General features: G+C 73.8%; 21 protein-coding genes. 7 read left to right on the top strand and 14 right to left on the bottom strand.

Annotation, left to right across the window (positions count from 1 at the left end):
- Positions 1-91 precede the first annotated feature (91 nt).
- Genes NOCA_RS02225 through NOCA_RS02215 form a run of 3 tightly spaced genes read left to right on the top strand, consistent with a single transcriptional unit; the run spans position 92 to position 2,510 of the window.
- Positions 92-466: a Crp/Fnr family transcriptional regulator gene (locus tag NOCA_RS02225; RefSeq protein WP_011753661.1), complete on the top strand. Its 375-nt coding sequence runs from the start codon at positions 92-94 to the stop codon at positions 464-466.
- Between the two features lie 53 nt (positions 467-519).
- Entirely contained in the window at positions 520-1,635 is a 1,116-nt protein-coding gene (locus NOCA_RS02220; protein ID WP_011753660.1) for an adenylate/guanylate cyclase domain-containing protein, read from the top strand.
- Positions 1,636-1,655: 20 nt separating this feature from the next.
- Complete coding sequence (locus NOCA_RS02215; RefSeq protein ID WP_011753659.1) at positions 1,656-2,510, top strand: ATP-grasp domain-containing protein; 855 nt, start codon at positions 1,656-1,658, stop codon at positions 2,508-2,510.
- Positions 2,511-2,636: 126 nt separating this feature from the next.
- Here NOCA_RS02215 and NOCA_RS02210 read toward each other — a convergent pair whose 3' ends face one another.
- The 5 genes from NOCA_RS02210 to NOCA_RS02190 form a co-directional block, all read right to left on the bottom strand.
- Positions 2,637-3,575 (bottom strand): DUF5926 family protein, encoded by a 939-nt coding sequence (locus NOCA_RS02210; protein ID WP_011753658.1) that lies wholly within the window; start codon positions 3,573-3,575, stop codon positions 2,637-2,639.
- Between the two features lie 10 nt (positions 3,576-3,585).
- Positions 3,586-4,383, bottom strand: a complete 798-nt coding sequence (locus tag NOCA_RS02205) for a glycerophosphodiester phosphodiesterase (protein ID WP_011753657.1) — start codon at positions 4,381-4,383, stop codon at positions 3,586-3,588.
- The gene (locus tag NOCA_RS02200; protein ID WP_011753656.1) at positions 4,380-4,748 is read right to left on the bottom strand and encodes a VOC family protein; all 369 of its coding nucleotides are present in this window, start codon (positions 4,746-4,748) and stop codon (positions 4,380-4,382) included. The genes NOCA_RS02205 and NOCA_RS02200 overlap by 4 nt, the downstream gene beginning before the upstream one ends.
- Positions 4,749-4,866: 118 nt before the next feature.
- Positions 4,867-6,069 (bottom strand): ATP-binding protein, encoded by a 1,203-nt coding sequence (locus NOCA_RS02195; RefSeq protein WP_011753655.1) that lies wholly within the window; start codon positions 6,067-6,069, stop codon positions 4,867-4,869.
- A 149-nt stretch (positions 6,070-6,218) separates the two neighbouring features.
- Positions 6,219-6,473 (bottom strand): hypothetical protein, encoded by a 255-nt coding sequence (locus NOCA_RS02190; RefSeq protein WP_049774185.1) that lies wholly within the window; start codon positions 6,471-6,473, stop codon positions 6,219-6,221.
- Positions 6,474-6,564: 91 nt separating this feature from the next.
- Between NOCA_RS02190 and NOCA_RS02185 the strand changes: the two genes are divergently transcribed.
- Genes NOCA_RS02185 through NOCA_RS02175 form a run of 3 tightly spaced genes read left to right on the top strand, consistent with a single transcriptional unit; the run spans position 6,565 to position 8,032 of the window.
- Positions 6,565-6,765, top strand: coding sequence for a hypothetical protein (locus NOCA_RS02185; protein WP_041546052.1), 201 nt, complete (start codon positions 6,565-6,567; stop codon positions 6,763-6,765).
- 33 nt (positions 6,766-6,798) lie between these two features.
- Positions 6,799-7,665, top strand: a complete 867-nt coding sequence (locus tag NOCA_RS02180) for an Fpg/Nei family DNA glycosylase (RefSeq protein ID WP_011753653.1) — start codon at positions 6,799-6,801, stop codon at positions 7,663-7,665.
- A 31-nt stretch (positions 7,666-7,696) separates the two neighbouring features.
- A complete protein-coding gene (locus tag NOCA_RS02175; RefSeq protein ID WP_011753652.1) occupies positions 7,697-8,032 on the top strand; it encodes a rhodanese-like domain-containing protein in 336 nt (111 codons plus the stop codon).
- Between the two features lie 30 nt (positions 8,033-8,062).
- Here NOCA_RS02175 and NOCA_RS02170 read toward each other — a convergent pair whose 3' ends face one another.
- Together NOCA_RS02170 and aat are read right to left on the bottom strand one after the other, a co-directional pair.
- Positions 8,063-8,653, bottom strand: a complete 591-nt coding sequence (locus NOCA_RS02170) for a hypothetical protein (protein ID WP_011753651.1) — start codon at positions 8,651-8,653, stop codon at positions 8,063-8,065.
- On the bottom strand, positions 8,650-9,408 hold the full coding sequence (gene aat, locus NOCA_RS02165; RefSeq protein WP_238383403.1) for a leucyl/phenylalanyl-tRNA--protein transferase: 759 nt from the start codon (positions 9,406-9,408) through the stop codon (positions 8,650-8,652). The genes NOCA_RS02170 and aat overlap by 4 nt, the downstream gene beginning before the upstream one ends.
- Positions 9,409-9,445: 37 nt before the next feature.
- On the opposite strand from aat, the gene NOCA_RS02160 reads away from it, so the two are divergent.
- Positions 9,446-10,150 (top strand): EcsC family protein, encoded by a 705-nt coding sequence (locus tag NOCA_RS02160; protein WP_011753649.1) that lies wholly within the window; start codon positions 9,446-9,448, stop codon positions 10,148-10,150.
- On the opposite strand, the gene NOCA_RS02155 is transcribed toward NOCA_RS02160, so the two are convergent.
- The 7 genes from NOCA_RS02155 to NOCA_RS25385 all read right to left on the bottom strand — a co-directional run bounded on the left by NOCA_RS02155 (position 10,111) and on the right by NOCA_RS25385 (position 19,862).
- The gene (locus NOCA_RS02155) at positions 10,111-11,325 is read right to left on the bottom strand and encodes a hypothetical protein (protein ID WP_011753648.1); all 1,215 of its coding nucleotides are present in this window, start codon (positions 11,323-11,325) and stop codon (positions 10,111-10,113) included. The two genes, NOCA_RS02160 and NOCA_RS02155, sit on opposite strands and share 40 nt — an antisense overlap.
- A complete protein-coding gene (locus NOCA_RS26925) occupies positions 11,322-12,422 on the bottom strand; it encodes a hypothetical protein (protein ID WP_011753647.1) in 1,101 nt (366 codons plus the stop codon). Before NOCA_RS26925 ends, NOCA_RS02155 begins: the two co-directional genes overlap by 4 nt.
- A 7-nt stretch (positions 12,423-12,429) precedes the next feature.
- The gene (locus NOCA_RS02145; RefSeq protein ID WP_011753646.1) at positions 12,430-13,527 is read right to left on the bottom strand and encodes a hypothetical protein; all 1,098 of its coding nucleotides are present in this window, start codon (positions 13,525-13,527) and stop codon (positions 12,430-12,432) included.
- Between the two features lie 169 nt (positions 13,528-13,696).
- A complete protein-coding gene (locus NOCA_RS02140; RefSeq protein WP_011753645.1) occupies positions 13,697-14,644 on the bottom strand; it encodes a hydroxymethylglutaryl-CoA lyase in 948 nt (315 codons plus the stop codon).
- A complete protein-coding gene (locus NOCA_RS02135) occupies positions 14,644-16,548 on the bottom strand; it encodes an acetyl/propionyl/methylcrotonyl-CoA carboxylase subunit alpha (protein WP_011753644.1) in 1,905 nt (634 codons plus the stop codon). Before NOCA_RS02135 ends, NOCA_RS02140 begins: the two co-directional genes overlap by 1 nt.
- An 88-nt stretch (positions 16,549-16,636) precedes the next feature.
- Entirely contained in the window at positions 16,637-18,148 is a 1,512-nt protein-coding gene (locus tag NOCA_RS02130) for a carboxyl transferase domain-containing protein (RefSeq protein ID WP_011753643.1), read from the bottom strand.
- Positions 18,149-18,296: 148 nt separating this feature from the next.
- Positions 18,297-19,862 carry a vWA domain-containing protein gene (locus NOCA_RS25385; RefSeq protein WP_011753642.1) on the bottom strand — a complete coding sequence of 522 codons (1,566 nt, stop codon included), beginning with the start codon at positions 19,860-19,862 and terminating at the stop codon, positions 18,297-18,299.
- Between the last annotated feature and the right edge of the window lie 151 nt (positions 19,863-20,013).

The raw sequence follows: 20,013 nt of genomic DNA, 5'->3' as shown, positions 1-20,013 counted from the left end.
CGGCTGGGGTGTCGACCCGCCAGCCGTTTACAGCGAGCCCGCGCTCGGGAAGGATCCGCCCCGGGGAGGACCAACCGCGAGAGGCGGAGACATGGCTGAGTCGTTCTACGACGCGTTCGCGCCCGAGGAGATCGCGCGCATCGCTGCGGCGGGCACCCGCGTCCACGTCCCGGAGGGCTGGTCGCCGATCTGGGAGAAGACGCCGGCCGACAAGGCGTACATCATCCTGGACGGCACGGTCTCGGTGCGCCACCGCGGCGAGGAGATCGCCCAGCTGGGTGCCGGCGAGATCGTCGGCGAGGCCGCGATCGTCAACCACTCGCTGCGCACGGCGTCGATCGTCGCCCTCACGCCGTTGGAGCTGATCCACTTCACCGACGAGGCGGTACGCCGGCTCTGCGCCGAGATGCCCGCCTTCAAGACCGCCCTCGAGGCCGTCGCGGTGGAACGGTTCGGCCGAAACTGACCGAGCAGCGTCCACCCGACCGGCCCGCGGCCCTGGCCGGGGCCGAGGAGACGGTGGAGGAGCTGCTCCTCGGGGCCCTCCCCCACCTGACCCGCGGCGAGGTCGCCGAGCGGGCCGGCCTCCCGATCGAGGTGGCCGAGCAGCTCTGGCGGCTGCTCGGGTTCGCGCGCACCGCGCCCGACGACCTCGCGTTCACCGAGGCCGACGTCGAGGCGCTGCGGCTGACCCGCGAGCTGATCGAACTGGGCATCCTCGGACCCGACTCGCAGGCGGCGCTCGTGCGCACCTGGGGCCGCAGCTACGCCCGGCTCGCCGAGTGGCAGACCAGCTTGCTCGCGGACATCGCCGTCGCCGACGCCGATCCGGGCCGCCGGCTCACGGAGCTCGCCGAGTCGGTGCTGCCGCGGGTGGAGGCGCTGCAGAGCTACGTGTGGCGGCGCCACCTGGCCAGCGCCACGGGCCGCGCCCTGGCCGCGGAGTCGGCCGCCGCTCCGGTCAGCCCGCTGGCGGTGTGCTTCGTCGACATCGTCGGCTACACCTCGCGCAGCAAGGCCCTCGACCAGGCCGAGCTGGTCGGCTGGCTCGAGCAGTTCGAGGACGCTGCGACAGGAGTCGTGGTCGACCACGGCGGCCGGATCATCAAGACGATCGGCGACGAGGTCCTGTTCGTCGCCGACCGGGCCGCCGACGCCGCGGAGGCCGCGCTGCGGCTCACCGCCCGGGGGTCGGACGAGGCCGACCCGTTCCCGGCGGTGCGGGCCGGCATCGCGTACGGCGACGTCGTCAGCCGGCTCGGCGACGTGTTCGGGCCGACCGTCAACGTCGCCGCCCGGCTCACCTCGCTCGCGCGGCCGGGCACCGTGCTGGTCGATGACGGCTGCTACGCGGCGCTCACCGGCCGCGCCGACGACAGCGACCAGGCCAGCGACCAGGCCAGCGACCAGGGCAGCGACGACAGCGGCGACGAGGGCAGCGCCGGAGCGGACCCCGTCGACGAGACCGGCACCGAGCGCGACGACGCCGGCGACGGGACCGGAAGCGATTCCGGGGACGAGGCCGGCGCTGGGGCGCCGTACACCTTCCGCAGGATGCGCCGGGCCTCGGTCAAGGGCTACTCCCGCCTGCAGCCCTGGGTGCTGCGCCGGCTCCCCTTGCCGACACGGGAGTGAGCCTGCACCAGGATGGCCTGGTGGAGAACGTGCTGCTCGCGACCTTCGAGCTCCTGCCCCAGGGCGAGGACGGCGGTGACCTGCTGCCCCGGGAGCTCGCCCGCCTCGGGATCGAGGCCCGGTGGGCGGTGTGGACCGATCCCGAGGTGGACTGGTCGCGCGCGGACGCCGTCGTCGTCCGCTCCACCTGGGACTACCACCGCCGGCTGCCCGAGTTCCTCGCGTGGGCCGACCGGGTGGCGGCGACGACGCGGCTGGTGAACGCTCCCGACGTGCTGCGCTGGAACGCGGACAAGCGCTATCTCCTGGATCTCGCCGACGCCGTGCCGGTGGTGCCCACCAGGGACGTGCCGCCCGACGGCCTGGTGGCCGGCCTCGCCGACGGGCTCGCCGAGCACGGGACGGTCGTGGTGAAGCCGCGCGTCGGCGCGTCCGGCGTCGGGGTCGTGGTGGCCGAGCGGAGCGACGACCTCCGGCTCGCCGGGTTGACCGCGGGACCCTGGCTGGTGCAGCCGCTCGTCACATCGGTCCGCACCGAGGGCGAGGCGTCGGTCTTCGTGTTCGCGGGGCGGGCGGTCTCCCAGCTGCGCAAGGTCGCGACGTCCGGCGACGTCCGGGTCCACGAGGAGTACGGCGGCACCACGACGCCGGTCCCCCTCGACGCCGAGGCGGCCGCGCTCGCCGAGCGCGCGGTCGCCGTCGCCGGCGAGCACTGCGGCCCCGCCCCGGCGTACGGCCGGGTCGACCTCCTGCACCATCACGGGCGGCTGGTCGTCAGCGAGGTCGAGCTGATCGAGCCGGGCCTCTACCTGGACCTGCTGCCGGGCAACGCCGAGGCGCTCGCGGCAGCACTCGCGGCGGTGCTGGTCACATGAGAGGGCTCGGCCGTTGTCGACGGGGGACACGACAACGACCGAGCGTTGCGAATCTACGTCCCGATCGGGGGGCAGACAACTCCCACACGCCGCGGTCTCACCACCGATCTGCGCGGCGGCCAGTTTTTACCTGATGGTGACCTGGCGGTTGGCGAGCCCGGATCGTGCCGCCCGCTCGTCGGCGGTGAGGTCGGAGGTGTCGGCCAGCGCCTGCGCGAGGTCGGCGGCAAACCGCTCGGCCGGCTCCTCGAGCGGCTCGGGCCCGGTGCCGAGCGGCAGGTCCCAGACCGGCGCGAGCAGCCCGTGCGCCCGGAACATGCCGACGAAGCGGGAGCCCGCGACCAGCCCGTCGTTCCCCGCGGCGTGCAGTCGCGCGAGCGCGTCCAGCAGCCGGTCCTCCGGCTCGGGCAGCACCCAGCGCAGGTGCTCCTTGGTGCCGACGTCGGTCCAGTACGCCGCCTCGACGGTGGTCAGCCGGGCGGTCGGCATGGCCGCGGTGTTGGCCTGCTCGAGCGCGGCCGCCATCCCGGCCCGTTCACTCTCCTCGACGTCGCCGATCCAGAACTCGAAGCCCTCGTGCACCGTCACCGCCAGCCGGTCGCCAGTGACCAGGTCCTGAAGCCGCGGGCCTTCACCTGGCGGATCGGTGAGACCCACGATGCCGGCGTCCGCGGTCAACGCCTTGGCGAGCACCGCGCCGAGGTCGCGTGCGGGGTCGCCGAAGTTGTGCTGGACCTGGAGCCCGAGCCAGATCTCCCCGCTGTCGCGCACCATCGCCGGCGCGGCCATCGGCAGCAACGTGCACAGCTGCACGGTCCGGTCCGCGTGGTCCACGAGGGTGAGCGGGGCGGTGGCCGCTGGCACCAGCTCGCGCATCGCGACGATGTCGCACTCCGAGGGCAGCCCCTCGAAGGGCCGGTTGACGAACGGAGCCGGGGCCCCGCCGGCCGCGCCGTGGCAGGCCTTGTACCGCTTGCCGGACCCGCACGGGCAGGGCTGCCGCGGTCCGACCTCGCCGGAGGCGGGCTGGTGGTCGCGGGCCTTGGTGCGGGACTTCTTCGCCATGCGGCAGAGGCTATCCGGGGTCGGCCTCCCGCTGGTCGAGCAGGTCGCGCACGTACGCCGGACGGTCGGTGATCACCGCCTTGACCCCGAGCTCCAGGCACAGGTCCAGCTCGACCGGCGTGTTGACGGTCCACACGTGCAGGTCGTGGCCGCTGCGGGTGATCCGCGGCCCGAGCCGCCGGTGATCCATGAGCTCGTCGATGCCCGGGCCGACCAGCCAGTCCGGTCCGACGAGACGGCGCAGCGCCGGCCAGTTCCGGGCGTGCTCGAGGAGCATCACGAGCCGGACGCCCGGGGCCAACCGCTCGACCCGCTGCAGCGCGGTCCAGGAGAAGCTCATCACCCGTACCGGTGCGCCCGGCCGGTCCCAGCCGAAGCGGCGCAGCTGCTCGATCAGGCGTCGCTCCACGAGGCCGCCGTACCGGGTGGGGTGCTTGGTCTCGATCGCGACCTCGACCGGGCGGTCGTAGTCGGCGATGGTCTCGAGCAGGGTGCGCAGCGTGAGCACCCGGTCGAGCCGCTCGTCGCGCAGGGGCGCCTCGTCGTCGAGGTCGGCCCACGGGTTCTTCCAGGAGGCGAAGTCGAGCTGGTCGAGCTCGGCCAGCTCCATGGTGGAGACCAGGCCGCGGGTCCGCGCCGTACGCCGCAGGTCGCGGTCGTGCACGCACACCAGGTGGCCGTCCGCGGTCAGCCGGACGTCGCACTCGACGGCGTCGGCGCCGGCGTCGAGGGCGGCGATGTAGGCGCCGAGGGTGTGCTCGGCGTTCTCGTAGCTGGCGCCGCGGTGGGCGACGACCTGGGGCCTCACCGGGGCCGGTGCTCGACCAGACCCACGAGGTTGCCCTCGGAGTCGCGGATGAACGCCTGCCACTCATCGGTGCCCCGCGGGCCGAGGGTGTCGTCGGCGTGGGCGAAGATGACGTGCGGCTCGGAGGCGACCTCGGTCCCGGCCTCCCGGGCCTGCGCCACGGCGGCGTCGATGTCCTCGACGCGCAGGTACACCGTGGCGCTCGGCGCGCCGTGCTCGATCAGCAGCCGCACGCCACCGAGGTCGAAGAACACCAGCCCCGGCGGTTCGTAGGTCGCGACCGGCGGGCTGCCGAGCAGCAGTGTGTAGAACGCGGTCGCCCGCTCGAGGTCGTCGGCCCGTTGCGCGATCTGGACGAGGTCCACGGCCCGATCGTCTCAGGAGAGGGGCTGTTCGCGACAGCGGTCGGGCGGCGCGGGGTGGGTCGTGTGCCTGAGGACGCGCCATGGCGCGTCCTCAGGCACACGACCCGAACACCGGCGGTCAGCGCGAGCGCAGGAACTTGCCGAAGTGCGGCACCGTGAAGGCGACGCTCCCCCGCTCGGCGGAGTAGACCAGGCCCTTCTTGATCAGCCCGTCACGGGCGGGCGAGAGCGACTGCGGCTTGCGGGCGAGGTGCCGGGCGATGTCGGCAGTGGCGACCGCGGCGTCCCCGTGCTCGGCGCCGAGGTCGGCCATCGCGGTCATGTAGTCCCGCTCGGCGGGGGTCGCCCGGTCGTAGCGGGCGCCGAAGAAGCCGACGGCCAGCTCCGCCTCGGCCTCGGGCGCTGCGGCCTGCACGTCGGCGACCCGGATCGGGGAGCCGACGGCGGCGTCCCAGGTGACCTTGCCGTAGGCCTGCACGAAGTACGGGTAGCCGTCGGTGAGCCGGTACAGCTCGTCGAGGGCCGCCTCCTCGAACGTGACGCCCTCGCTGCCGGCCGGGACCCGCCAGGCGCGGTCGGCCATCGGGCGGGGCAGCCGGTCGACCGAGACGTAGCGGAACAGGCGTTCGGCGTACGACTTCGACGCGGCCAGCGCGACCGGCAGGTGCGGCAGCCCGGCGCCGACGACGATCAGCGGGGCGCCCTGCTGGCTGATCTCGTGGCAGGCGCCGCACACGGCCGCGAGCTCGGGCGGCGCGACGTCCTGCATCTCGTCGACGAACAGGGCGACGCCGACGCCGAGGTCGCCGGCCAGGGTCGCGACGTCGGTGAACAGCTCGACCAGGTCGAGCTCGAGGTCGCCGGAGTCGGCGCGGCCCCGGGTCGCGGGTACGTCGACCGGCGGGGTCCAGCGGGCCCCGGCCCGCGCCGCGGCCCGGCGCTCGTCGACGCCGGTGCGCAGCGCGAAGCTCTTCAGGACACCGGCGACCGCATCGACCCGGTCCGGGTCGCGGTGCCGGTGCGCGACCTCGCGGACCGCGGCGTGCACCGCCTGCGCGACCGGCAGCCGGACGCTCTGGTCGGGTCGTGCCTCGATCTTGCCGGTGCCCCAGGCCCGGCGTACCGCCTGGCCGCGCAGGGCGTTGAGCAGCACGGTCTTGCCGACCCCGCGCAGCCCGGAGAGCACCATGCTCCGCTCCGGCCGGTTGGCCGCCACCCGCTCGAGCGTGACCTCGAACTGCTCGAGCTCCCGGTCGCGGCCGGCCAGCTCCGGCGGCCGCTGGCCCGCCCCGGGCGCGTACGGGTTGCGGATCGGGTCCATGTCAGGACCGTATCCGCCTGTCTAGCGGAATCCGTAGACAACGCGCCGCCGCTTGTAACGCGGGGTTATCGGATCTAGGAACCCCCTTGCAGCAGGGTCGCCAGACCACAGAACCCCGCGTTACAGCTGCCGGGTGGGGGGCGGGAGGGTCAGGCCGACTCGACCGTGCCGAGCCGGTCGCGGGCCTGCTCGTAGGAGCGCACCAGCCCGGCGCGCAGCATCTCGATCAGCTCGGGCACCTCGTCGATCGCGAGGCGGAAGGAGCCGGCGCACACGTTGTCGCGCCACAGCGAGAGGACGACCAGCCCGGCGTCCTGGTGCCAGGAGACGCGCAGCGCGCGGTCGCCGCCGCGGGCGTCGAGGAAGATCGACCCCGTCTCCGGCAGCGGGCGTACGGCGGGCACCTGCCCATGATGCGCCCGCAGCCGGCGGGCTGTCACCGGTCGCGGCGGTCGGCGCCGTTCGGGAGGACGGTGTTCGGGGCACCGGAACACCATGAGCAGCTTGGAGATCGCGTGGGGGATCGCCCTGATCGTCACCCTCGGCGCGTTGCCGGCGGGGATCCTGCGCACGGTCGCCTACCGCTCCGGGGAGATCGACCACACCCGCACCATGCGGATCGCGGCCACGGTCGCCCTCACCCTGGGCCTGGTCGGGCTGGTCGCGCTCACGGCGCTGAGCATCGCGCTGGCCTGATCCCCGTGGGGGCGCGGCTCTAGACTCGTCCGCGTGCCCGAGCTGCCCGAGGTGGAAGCCCTGGCCCTCGACCTGCGGGGCCGGCTGGACGGCCATGCCATCGCGAAGATCCACGTCGCCGCGTTCAGCGCGCTCAAGACCTTCGACCCGCCGCTGTCCGCGCTCGAGGGGACCCTCGTCGACGACGTGACCCGGCACGGGAAGTTCCTCGACATCGAGGCCTCCGGCCTGCACCTGGTGCTGCACCTGGCGCGCGCCGGGTGGGTCCGTTGGCGCGACGAGGTCCCCACGATCCCGCCCAAGCCGAGCACGAAGTCCACCCTCGCGGTCCGCATCGTCCTCGACGACCAGTCCGGGCTCGACGTCACCGAGGCCGGCACCCGCAAGAGCCTGGCGATGTACGTCGTCCGTGACCCGCACGACGTCCCCGGCATCGCCAGCCTCGGGCCGGACCCGCTGACCGACGAGTTCACCATCGACCGGCTGCGCGAGATCCTCGAGCGCGAGGGCCGCAAGCAGCTCAAGGGCGTGCTGCGCCACCAGGGCACCATCGCCGGCATCGGCAACGCCTACTCCGACGAGATCCTGCACGCCGCCCGGATGTCGCCGTTCAAGGCGGCGGGCACGCTCACCGACGACGAGCTGCAGGTCCTGTACGACGCCCTCCGCGGCACCCTCGGCGACGCGGTCGGGCGCTCCCGCGGGCTGGCGGCGAGCGAGCTGAAGGGCGAGAAGAAGTCCCACCTCGCGGTGCACGGGCGCGCCGGGCAGGCCTGCCCGGTGTGCGGCGACACGGTCCGCGAGGTGTCCTTCGCCGACTCCAGCCTGCAGTACTGCCCGACCTGCCAGACCGGCGGCAAGCCGCTCGCCGACCGACGGCTCAGCAAGCTGCTGAAGTAGCACCGAGCCGAACCCGAGCCGAGGGAGCACGATGACCCAGGTCCCGACCGTCCCGATCGAGGGCGTGCCGCACCCGCTGCCCGACGGGCTGGTGGTGCTCGACGTCCGGGAGCCGGCGGAGTGGGAGCACGGCCACATCGAGGGCGCCGTGCACATCCCACTCGCGCTGTTGCCACTGCGCCACACCGAGCTCCCCGAGGCACAGACCCTCGTCGTGTGCCGGGTCGGCGCCCGATCCGCCCAGGCGGTGGCCTGGCTCCAGCAGCAGGGCCACGACGCGGTCAACCTGGCCGGTGGCCTCCTCGACTGGGAGGCGGCCGGGCGCCCGATGGTGAGCGACACCGGCCGGCCGCCCCAGGTCGTCTGAGCCGCCGGACCCACGCAGGTAACGCGGCGCCTACGGGCTCTCCGTCAGCTCGCTCATGTTCGAGGCGAGCTCGGACATCATCGACTCCAGCTCCTCGGGGTCCATGCTGGCCAGGTCCGAGGGATCGATGCTCGGCAGGTCCGAGGGGTCGATGCTGGGCAGGTCCGAGCCGTCCAGGCCCGGGATGTCGAGCGGGCAGTTCTCCTCGGTCCAGGTGGTGAACGCCTCCCCGTCCGCCTGGTCGTCCGCGCTGAGGTCGTCGCCGAGGTTCTGCAGGTCCTCCAGGCTGGCGTTCTCGTCGAGCTTCTTGGCCTGGTCGACGAACAGCTCGAAGCCGTGCCGGGCGTCGTCGGGCATCGCGCTGGGCGTGCCGACGTCCTCGATGTCCGCCGCCCAGTCCTTGAGCGCCGAGATCACCGCGGCGGAGTCGCCGGAGGTCGCCTGTGACAGCACCTTCTCGAAGAGGCTGTTGAAGGTCGCACAGAAGTCGTCGGTGGACGCATCGTCCGGAGCCTTGGCGCCCGAGCCGCCGCCGTCGTCGCCGCCGCACGCCGAGAGTGAGGCCATCAGCGCCAGGCCGACCGCCACAGCGCCCCGTCGCAGGATCAGTGCTCGTGTCATCTGTCCGTCTCCCGTCTCGGTGGTCCGTCGGGCTCCGGCCCGGCCGGTGCGCCCATGCTCCACCCGCCGGGGGTCGGCGCGACAGAGGAAAAGGGCTCTGGGAGCGGCAGCGGGAGCGCTCGCGCGAGCCGGCGGAGGTACGTCGGGCGCGGGACCTCGACCGCCCCGAGCGAGGCCAGGTGAGGGGTCAGCCACTGCACGTCGAGCAGCCGGTCGGCCGTCCACTCGTCGTTCAACGCCTCGACCAGCGCCACCAGGGCGACCTTCGAGGCGTCCCGCTGCCGGTGGAACATCGACTCACCCGCGAACAGCCCACCGATGGCGACGCCGTACAGCCCACCGGCCAGCCGACCGTGGCGCCAGGCCTCGACCGAGTGCGCCCAGCCCAGCTGGTGCAGCGCGGCGTACGCCGCTCCGACCTCCTCGTCGATCCAGCCGCCGGAGCGGCGCGGGTCGGCGCAGCCCGCGACCACCTGGTCGAAGGCCGTGTCGATGCGGATCTCGAAGTCGCGGGTCGCGCGGCGCAGGGACCGCGACACCCGCAGCCCGTCGAGCGGGACGACGCCGCGGCGCACCGGGCAGAACCACGCCATCGGGTCGCCCGGCCGCCCGGACGGCATCGGGAACAGCCCGCGTCGGTACGCCGCGAGCAGGGTGCCCGGCTCCAGGTCGGCACCCATGGCGACCAGGTCGTCGGTCTCGTCAGTCGCCGGGTCGGCGAACGCCCAGCGCGACGGCGGGGGTTCGACGGGCACGAGACGACGGTAGCCGCCCGGTCCGTACGATCGGCGCATGAGCGCCAAGGGGATCGGTGGCGGGATCGGCGGGCGGATCGTCGAGAAGCACCTCGTGCCACGCGTGCCGCAGCTGGCGCCCGACCTGACCGCGTCGTTCGTCCGCGAGGCGCTGGATCGGGCGATCCACGGCGCCGGCCCGCTGCCCGCCGCGGCGGCTGCGGCCGACAAGCAGCTGCGCGAGCAGCACGGCGACGTCAAGCGGGCGGTCCGCGAGGTGATCGAGAACCACGTGCGGTACGCCGGTGCCCAGGGCCTGCTCACCGGGGTGGGCGGCGTGGTCACCGCCGCGTTCGCGATCCCGGCGAACATCACCGGTCTCGCGCTGATCCAGGCCCGGATGGTCGCGGGCATCGCGCACCTGCGCGGCTACGACCTCGAGGACGCCCGGGTCCGCAACGCGGTGCTGGCCTGCATGCTCGGCGGCGACGCCGTCGACCGGCTGGTCAAGGAGCGCAAGCTGCCGGCCCCGCCGATGGCGATCGCGACCGCGCCCGTGCACGACCCGCAGCTGGACCGGGTGCTCTCGGCCGAGGTCACCTCCGACCTGATCACCCGGGTCGCCGGCAAGCGGCTGGCGATCACCGTCGCCCGGCGCACCCCGGTGGTGGGCGGCGCGTTCGGCATGGGCGCCGACGGGTTCGCGACCTGGCGGATCGGGCGCTACGCCGACCGCGAGCTGCGCCCGCGCACCCGCCGGTAGCCCGCCAGCAGCTGCCGGCCGACCGCTCCCCCCTGGAGCCGGCGGACCACCTTCTCGCGCCAGCGGTACGTCGGGCGCAGGTAGGACCGCTCGAGCGCGACCTGGGTGTCCCGCAGCTCCTGGCGCAGGCGTTCCTCGGACTGGCGCAGCCGGGCGCCCTCGAGCAGCAGCGCCTTGATCGCGTCGACGGCCGCCGCGGCGACCTGCTTCTCGGCCGGGTGGTCGGGATCGGCGTACTGCGTCACCGGGGGCGCGCCGACCAGGTCGTGCAGGTCGCCCACCACGTCGTAGCCGCGCTCCTCGATCTCGGCGATCCACGAGCGGGTGACCTCCTGGGTCCACGGGTGCACGTCGGGCGGCAGGGCCAGCCGCGGCGACCGGGTCCGCTTGGAGAGCGTCTGGTGGGCGAGCAGCTCGCGCACCAGCGGCCGGTAGTCACCCGGGTTGAGCTCCCGGTTCGCGGCCCGGTTGACCCGCCGCAGCAGTGCGGTCTCCGGGGCGCCGAGCGAGGGGTTGGCCCGCTCGGCCTCCAGGTCCAGGTCGAGCCCGTCGAGGCCGAGGACCAGGCTGAACCGCTTCCAGAGCAGCTGGTGCGGGCCACCGGCCGGTGGCACCGTGACCACGTGGACGCGCTCGGGCGGCAGGTCGTGGCCCCACCGGTTGAGGATGTCGGGGATCTCCTGGACCCCCCAGAACCAGGTGGCGATCCGGCTCTCCCGCTGCGGGTCCTGCACCTGGTCGAGGAAGGCGCCGTAGGTCAGCGCCTGCCGGTGCTTGACGTTCTCCTGCCACTCCGCGGGGATCTGCCGGACCAGGTCGCGCACCGAGAGCACCAGGTGCACCTCGGTGCCGGCGCGGTGGCCCAGCGACTCCAGCGCACGGCCGGCCTGGGAGCGGGACGCGGTGGCGAGGATCTCGTGGCTGATGATCGCGGTGCCGTGGTGGCCGCGGACCCGGGCGGCGAGCCGGTCCCAGGCGCCGACCGCCTCGGCCTCGAGGCCGCCCCAGGGCAGCCGCATCAGGTCGAGCGCCGCGAGGAAGTGGGCGTCGAAGCGGTCGGCGGGATAGAGGATGTCGGCCGCCGCCAGGGTGCGTCGGTTGCGGTACAGCACGTCTTGCAGGTACGACGTGCCGGTCTTCGGCGTACCGACGTGCAACAGGACCCGCGTGCTCACGTGTTCTCCAGTAGGAGGCGCATCCCCAGCGCCAGGACTCCGGCGTCGGAGGGCTCCGGGACGCCGCTGCGATCGACGGACAGCAGGCTGTCCGGGTCGCCGTGGACAGCGTAGCCAGCCCGGAGCACCGCCGCGCGCACCTTCACCGCACGCGCGTGCACCCAGTCGAGGTGCTCCGCGGGGACCGTGAGGGGCGGGCCGGGCACCGCGAGGAGCCGGGGCCGCAGCGTGTCGCGCAGCAGCGCGTGCCGGCGTGGGGGTACGGCGAGCAGGCCGAGCACCTGGCCGACCCGGCGCGCCAGGTCGACGCCGTCGGCGGACAGGGCCGGCGGGCCGGGCAGCGGTCGCCGCACCCCCACCAGGCCGGGCAGCTCGGCGGGATCGAGCACGATCCGGACCCGCTCCGGACCGACCCGGGAGGCCCAGGTCCGGGCGGTGCCGGCCAGGTCGGCGCGCGGCGGCAGCGCCCGGCGCCGGGTCAGCGGCTCCAACCAGTCCCGCCACGCCGGGCCGCCCTCGGCGAAGCTGCGCGCGGTCCAGGCGTGCACCAGCATCGTCCCGAGGTCGGCGCCGAGGACCAGCACGACCGAGCGGCGCCCGCCCGGCGGCCGGCCGCGGGCCATCAGCTCGGCGCGGGCTGGGTCGGCGAGCAGCGGGTCCCCCACGAGGCGGTAGCGGGTGCGCCAGAACCGGGGCGGGCGGGGCCGACGCGGCTCGGGGAGCCCCGCGGCCACCAGGTCGTCGGCGAGCAGGCTCGCCAGCACCCGGAGCAGCTCGTCGTCGGGCAGGCTCGCCGGGTCGACCGGTGGCGGCCCGAAGGCCAGCGGGTCGACGGCGCCCTCCAGCTCGAGGTCGGGGCGACCGCGGCCGGGCGCACTCGCCTCGAGCACCCGCGTCGCCAGGTCGGCCGAGGGCCGACCGGCCTGGTTGAGCCGGCGCAGCAGCTCGAGCTGCTGGGCGCCCGGCAGGATCCGGCCGCCGGGGCGACCCTCACCGGTCCAGTCGCGCCAGGGCGTCGTACCGCCCTCCTGGAGGTGGGCGGCCCAGCCCCAGGCGCGCCGCACCCCGGGGGTGTCCGTGTCGACGCCCAGGCTCACCGATCCCTCACCGGTCGCGCAGCCGTTGGGCCTGCGCCAGCACCCGCGTGGTCAGCTGGCGCTCGGGGTCCGGGCGGCGGGCCGCCTCCCGCGTCATCGCGGCCAGGGCGTCGAGCGCGGTCGCGAGCTGGCGTTTGGCGCGCACCCGGTCGGGGTCGCGCCAGCGCTCGTCCTCCGCCGGGCGCACCGGGCGCAGCTCGGCGACGTCACCGACGACGTGCACCCCGCTGCCCTCGATCCACTCGATCCACCGCTCGGCCCGCTCCTCGACCCACGCGAAGCGCTCCGGGGGCAGGCGGACCGCGGCCGACTCCCGCTTGACCAGCTCACCCTGGGCGAGCATGTCGCGGATCAGCGCGTCGTACGTCGACTCCCGGCGAGCGGCCCGGTCCATCCGGCGGTTGAGCTGGCGGATCACCTGGGTCTCCGCGATGCCCAGCGAGCGGTTGGAGCGGTCGCTGTCGAGCGGCGCCCACACCGGGTCGATGCCGAGCACCTCGCACATGCGCAGCCACAACTGGTCGCCGTGCTGGGTCTGCACCCGGGCGTGCGGGACGGTGACGACGTGCACGCGCTCGGGGGGCAGCCCGGCGCCCCAGGTGCCGAGGACCCGCGGGACGTCGAAGGCCCGGTAGAACCAGCTACGGCCTTTCTCGAAGCGGTCGAGGAAGCGCCGGTAGCTCCAGCGCCGGCCCTGCTTGATGCTCTCCTGCCACGCGGCCGGCAGCTGCCGGGCCAGGTCCCGCGCGGTGTAGACGACGTGGATCTCGCTGCCGGCCAGGTCGCGCATCGCGCGGGCCACCTGGCCCGGCGCCGCGGGCGCGAGGATCTCGTGGCTGATCACGACGGTCCCGGAGCGGCGCCGGGCCCGCCGGACCAGGCCCTCCCAGCTGCCGTCGGCGTGTCCCGGTGGCCCGCCCCAGTCCTGGCCGAGCAGGTCGAGCGCCGCGCGGAACTGGTACAGCCCGGGGCTGACCAGCGGCGAACCGGTCGGGAAGTGCACCCCCTGCGCGGCCAGCGTCTTGGCGTTCACCGTGAGCCGGTCCTGCAGGTAGGTGGTCCCCGTCTTCGGCGCACCGATGTGCAGGTAGACCTTCCGACTCATGCTGCGATTGTGCCGCAGGCCGAGCGGGGCCTGCGCGGCTGGGGCTCCGGCCCGCCTCCATGTAACGCCGTGTTACCCGCTCCTCCGACCCGGTTGCAACAGGGGCGGCAGAACAGGTAACACGGCGTTACAGCGAGCGTGACAGCCGGCCGGGGCGGGCCACTCAAGATCAGGACGCGGACGGCGCCAGGGCGCGGACCACGGCGGAGGGGCTGGGCCGGCCGAGGTGGGCGGCCATCCAGACGCTGGTCGCGGCCACCTCCTCCAGGTCGACGCCGGTCTCGATGCCGAGGCCACGCAGCATCCACACCAGGTCCTCGGTGGCGAGGTTGCCGGTGGCGCTCTTGGCGTAGGGGCACCCGCCCAGCCCGCCGGCGCTCGCGTCGAAGGTGGTGATCCCGGCCTGGAGCGCCGCGTAGGTGTTCGCGAGGGCCTGGCCGAAGGTGTCGTGGAAGTGCAGCGCGAGACGGTCGGTGCCCAGGCCGACCTCGTCGAAGGCCCGGACCAGGGCGGTGACGTGGCCGGCGGTGCCGACGCCGATGGTGTCGCCGATGCTGAGCTGGCTGGCGCCGAGGTCGAAGAGCCGCTTGCCGACGCCGACGACCTGCTCGATCGGTACGGCGCCCTCCCACGGGTCGCCGAAGCACATGCTGACGTAGGCCCGCACGTCCAGCCCGGCGTCGCGGGCCCGGCGCACGGTCGGTTCGAACATCGCGAACTGCTCGTCCAGGCTGCGGTTGAGGTTCTTCTGCGCGAAGGTCTCGGTCGCCGACCCGAAGATCGCGACGTGCCGGACGCCCAGCTCGAGGGCCCGGTCCAGGCCGCGCTCGTTGGGCACCAGCACCGGGCAGTCCCGCCCGGCCGGGCCGAGCAGAGCCATCAGCTCGGCGGCGTCGGCGAGCTGGGGCACCCACTTGGGGTGGACGAAGCTGGTCGCCTCGACGATCGGCAGGCCGGCGGCGAGGAGCCGGCGTACGAACTCCGCCTTGACGTCGGTCGGGACCAGCGACTTCTCGTTCTGGAGACCGTCGCGGGGGCCGACCTCGTAGATCGTGACGCGGTCCGGCATCGGCGCGGCCGACACCGGGAGGGCGGGTACGACGGCAGGGGTGCGCATCAGCCGGCCTCCTCTTCCTCGGCCTCGGCGTGCGGCTCGACCACGAACAGCCGGGCGCCGAGCGCGACCTGGGCGCCGATGGTGGCCCCGACCTGGCTGACCGTGCCGTCGAAGGGCGCCTTGAGGGTCAGCTCCATCTTCATCGCCTCCAGGACGCCGAGCACGTCGCCGGCGACGACGGTCGCGCCGGGCTCGACGCGGACGTCCAAGACGGTACCCGGCATCGGTGCGGCGATCGCCCCGTCGCCGACGTCGACCGCGTGGTCACCGAACACGTCGGGCCGCTCGAACACGAAGCGCTGGCCGTGGTGGACGACCTCGGCGACGTGTGGCTGCACGTTGACGACCGCCGAGTGCACGCGCCCGTCGACCTCGAGGGTGAGGACGTGATCGGCGGCCGCGACCTGCCGCACCGCACGGCCGTCGACCAGGCCCGCGAACCGGTCGACCACGACCGGCCGGTCGAGCTCGACGATGGTCGGCGCGGGGTCGGCGCCGGAGCGCCAGCCATCGGCCCGGAACGGCTGCCCGCTGTCGTGCCCGGCGGCAAGCATCGCGCTCACCCAGGCGACGAAGACCCGCGGCAGGTCGTCGTCGGGCGCCGGGACGCTGTTGCGGTCCAGCCAGGCGGTGTCGATGGCGGCGTCGCGGAACTCCTCGCTCGCCACCAGCGCGCGCAGGAACCCGACGTTGGTCGTGAGCCCGAGGATCGCGGTCCGGTCCAGCGCGTCGACCAGGGCGCGGCGCGCGGACTCTCGGTCGGGGCCGTGCACGATGACCTTGCCAAGCATCGGGTCGTACGACGTGCTGACGACCTGGTCGGGCTCGAGCGCGTGGTCCACGCGGACCCCGGCCGGCCAGCGCACGATCGACGTGCGCCCGGCCTGGGGCAGGAAGCCGCCGAAGGAGTCCTCGGCGTACACCCGCGCCTCGATCGCGTGCCCGGACGGCCGGACGTTGTCCTGCTCGATCTCCAGGGGGTGCCCGAGCGCGACGAGGAGCTGGTGGAGGACGAGGTCCAGGTCGTGGTGGATCAGCTCGGTGACGGGGTGCTCGACCTGGAGCCGGGTGTTCATCTCCAGGAAGTACGCCTCACCCGTGTCGTCGTCGACGAGGAACTCGACGGTGCCGGCGTTCACGTAGCCCACCTGCTTGGCCAGAGCCACGGCGCTGCTGGTGACCAGCTCGCGGACCTCGGGGCTGATGGTCGGCGCGGGCGCCTCCTCGAGCACCTTCTGGTGCCGGCGCTGGGTGGAGCAGTCCCGCTCGTCGAGGTGGACCACGTGGCCGTGCGCGTCGGCCATGATCTGGACCTCGATGTGCCGGCCGCGCTCGACGTACTTCTCGATCAGGAGGGTGTCGTCGCCGAACGCGGCGAGCGCCTCGCGGGCCGCGGCGGCCTTGGCCTCCTCGAGGTCGGCCTCCTCACGAACGACGCGCATGCCCTTGCCGCCGCCTCCGGCGGCGGCCTTCACCAGGACGGGAAAGCCCGCGTCCTCGCCCCGCGGCACGACCGGCACGCCGGCCGCGACCGCGATCTCGCGGGCGGCGTCCTTGCGGCCCATCTTGTCCATGACGTCGGCGGGCGGTCCGACGAAGACGACACCGGCGGCCTCGACCGCACGAACGAACGCGGACCGTTCCGAGAGGAAGCCGTAGCCGGGGTGCACCGCGGTGGCCCCGCTCGCAACGGCGGCGGCGACGACCGCGTCGATGTCCAGGTAGCTCGAGACGTGCACGGCATCGTCCGCGGCCCGGACGTGCGGCGCGTCGACGTCGAGGTCGGTGTAGATCGCGATCGTCCGCACGCCGTACTTCCGGCAGGCGCGCATGACGCGCAGCGCGATCTCGCCGCGGTTGGCGACGAGCACGGACTCCAGGACTGCTGCGAGGGAATTCGTCATAGGACTGGTTTCTCCGAGGTGTCGGGGTCCCCGCGGCGTTGTTCACGGAGGAGCGGAGCGGGGGAGCGAAGAACGTCGTGGGGTGAGATCACATCCGGAAGATGCCGTAGGTGGGAGCCGGGACCGGCGCGTTGGCCGCGGCCGCGAGGCCCATGCCGAGGACGCGGCGGGTGTCGGCGGGGTCGATGATCCCGTCGTCCCACAGCCTCGCTGTCGAGTAGTACGGCGAGCCCTGGGTCTCGTACTGCTCGCGGATCGGCGCCTTGAACTCCTCGTCGTCGGGACGCCCGGCGACGGTCGCCAGCACCGAGGCGGCCTGCTCGCCGCCCATCACCGAGATCCGGGCGTTCGGCCACATCCACAGGAACCTCGGGTCGTAGGCGCGCCCGCACATGCCGTAGTTGCCGGCGCCGAACGAGCCGCCGATGACGACGGTGAACTTCGGCACCACCGAGCAGGCGACGGCCGTGACGAGCTTGGCGCCGTCCTTGGCGATGCCGCCGTTCTCGTACTCCTTGCCGACCATGAAGCCGGTGATGTTCTGCAGGAAGACCAGCGGGATGCCGCGCTGGTTGCACAGCTCGATGAAGTGGGCGCCCTTCAGCGAGGACTCGCTGAAGAGGATGCCGTTGTTGGCGACGATGCCGACCGGGTGGCCCCAGACCCGGGCGAAGCCGGTGACCAGGGTCTCGCCGTACAGCTTCTTGAACTCGTGGAACCGGCTGCCGTCCACGACCCGGCGGATCACCTCGCGCACGTCGTACGGCGTCCTGGTGTCCGCGGGGATCACGTCGTACAGGCTGGTCGGGTCCTCGTGCGGCTCCTCGACCGGATGGACCTCCCACGGCGCGGCCGCGCGCGGGCCCACGGTCTCGACGATGCTGCGCACGATCGCCAGCGCGTGCGCGTCGTCCTCGGCCAAATGGTCGGCCACGCCGGAGGTGCGCGCGTGCACGTCGCCGCCGCCGAGCTCCTCGGCCGTCACCACCTCACCGGTCGCGGCCTTCACCAGCGGGGGGCCGCCGAGGAAGATCGTGCCCTGGTTGCGCACGATCACGGTCTCGTCGGACATCGCGGGGACGTAGGCGCCGCCGGCGGTGCACGAGCCCATCACGCTGGCGATCTGCGGGATCCCGCGGGCCGACAGGTTCGCCTGGTTGAAGAAGATCCGCCCGAAGTGCTCGCGGTCGGGGAACACCTCGTCCTGCATCGGCAAGAACGCCCCGCCGGAGTCGACCAGGTAGACGCACGGCAGCCGGTTGTCGGCGGCGACCGTCTGCGCGCGCAGGTGCTTCTTGACCGTCATCGGGTAGTAGGTGCCGCCCTTGACCGTGGCGTCGTTGGCGACCACCACGACCTCGCGGCCGCTCACCCGGCCGATGCCCGTCACGACGCCGGCCGACGGTACGGCGCCGCCGTACATCCCGTCGGCCGCCAGCGGGCTGAGCTCCAGGAACGGGCTGCCGGGATCGAGGAGGCGGTCGACCCGGTCGCGCACCAGCAGCTTGCCGCGGTCGGTGTGCTTGCGGCGGGCCTTCTCGCTGCCGCCCTGCCGGGCGGTCGCGAGCCGCTCGCGCAGCTCGTCCACCAGCTCCTTCATGTGGCTCACTCCCACAGGTTAGCGATCATTAACCTGTGGGTCCACCGACGGGAGCGATCGGCGCCGGGCATCGGCGTCCGCCCCGGGGGATCACCCCCGGGGCGGACGCCCCCGAGACTCCGGCAGCTGCTCCGGTCGCCCGTCCGGACTACTTGGGCGGCTGCGGGACGAGGCAGGCCGCCGGTGCGGACGTGTTGCCGCTGAAGTCGACGGCGTACACCTCGGCGTCACCGGTGCCGGTGATGTGCAGGATGCCGCTCGGCATCGTCTTCACCGAGGGCTTGGCGCCGTTCTCGGTGTACTTGACCCGCTGGCCCGACGCGTACGGCCCGAAGACGGTCCCGCTGCCGGTGTCGCGCAGGTAGACGTCCACGTCGCCGTCGACGATGTCGCTCGCCTCGAGCCGGAAGAAGCCGTCCTCGTTGTGCGCGCCCGGAACCTGACCGCCCGGGTTCTCCGCCTCCGGGCACCCGACCGACGGGGGCGTGGTGTCGACGACGGTGATCGTGCCGGTGCCGGTGCCGGTGTTGCCGGCCGCGTCCGTGGCCGCGCAGGTCACGGTCGTCGCGCCGAGCCCGAACAGGCTGCCCGAGGCCGGCGTGCAGGTCGGGGTGAGCGGCCCGTCGACGTTGTCGGTCGCCGAGGACGTGTAGCCGACCGTCGCACCGTCGGGCCCGGTGGCCTCGACGGTCTTGCTCTCGACGGTCACGACCGGCGGGGTGACGTCGTTGACCGCGATCTCCACGGTCTGGACGAACTCGGGTCCCGGGAGCTCGCCGTTGACGAGGAACCGCGTGGTGCAGGTGAGCACGCTGCCCTGCACGGCGTCACCGGCGACGGTGATGGTCTCGTCGAACGTCGTGCTGTCACCGGAGGTCACCGTGCGGCTGGCCTGGTCGAAGGACAGCGACGCCCCGGGGTCACAGGTGGTGTCGTGGGTGACCACGGCGGGCAGGTTCTGCAGCTCGCTGAGGATCGTGCTCGCGACCTGGTCGGGGTCGGCCGCGGCGAGCGAGCCGCCGGTCTGCGAGGTCACGTGGGTGGCCTGGCCGAGCGCATCGAGGCCGCCGGCGGTGCCGGGCACGTCGATGGCGATCACCCGGACACCGCTGGCCTGCAGGCCGCTGGTCGCGGACCCGAGGGTGAAGCCCAGTGACGGGTCGTGGCTGGGCGCGTCGCCGAACATCACCAGCACCCGGGTGCCGTCGGGACGGAAGTCGATGCTCGACGGGATCCGGCCGAGCGCGCCGATCCACGCCTCGGGGGCGTCGCCGCCGCCGGAGGCGGACCAGGCGTTGATACCGGCGACCACGTCCGCGGTGCTGTCGGTGAGCTGCTGGTCGACGTGGAAGACCGCGGCGGGCCCGTCGGACTCGTCCTTGTACTCCGCGACCGCGAACCGGGCCGTGGGCTGTGCGGCCTGGATCTGGGCCAGGATCGCGTTCGCGTTGCTGCGGACGTTGGCGATGCTGCCGCCCATGCTGCCGGTCGTGTCGGCCAGGAACACGATGTCGGGACGCGGCGGGATCGGTGGGGTCTCGACGGTCTTGGTGATCGTCACCGTGCTGCCCGGGTCCAGGGCGTCGGTGTAGTGCGCCGGGGTCACCCCCGGAGCGGCGAGGGCCGCGGACGAGGCCACGGTGGCGAGGACGGCGGCACCGGCGGCCGCCGGGACGAGGCGACGCACGATCGCCCGAGAGGTGGTGAACTGCATGATGGATGTCCCTCCGAGAAGGCGGCTTGTGCCGCGGTTCTCGACGCTAGGGACGCTCGCCGTCCGGGCGGCATGACCCGAGCGGGCCACCCCGCACCACCCTCCGGGGCATTGCGCGGGGGCGGTCGCCCGCCCCCGCGCACCGCCTCAG

The sequence above is a fragment of the Nocardioides sp. JS614 genome (assembly GCF_000015265.1).
In the GTDB taxonomy this organism is placed as follows: domain Bacteria; phylum Actinomycetota; class Actinomycetes; order Propionibacteriales; family Nocardioidaceae; genus Nocardioides.
Note: the sequence above shows the minus strand (reverse complement) of the source record. Positions and strands in the feature narration are given on the sequence as shown.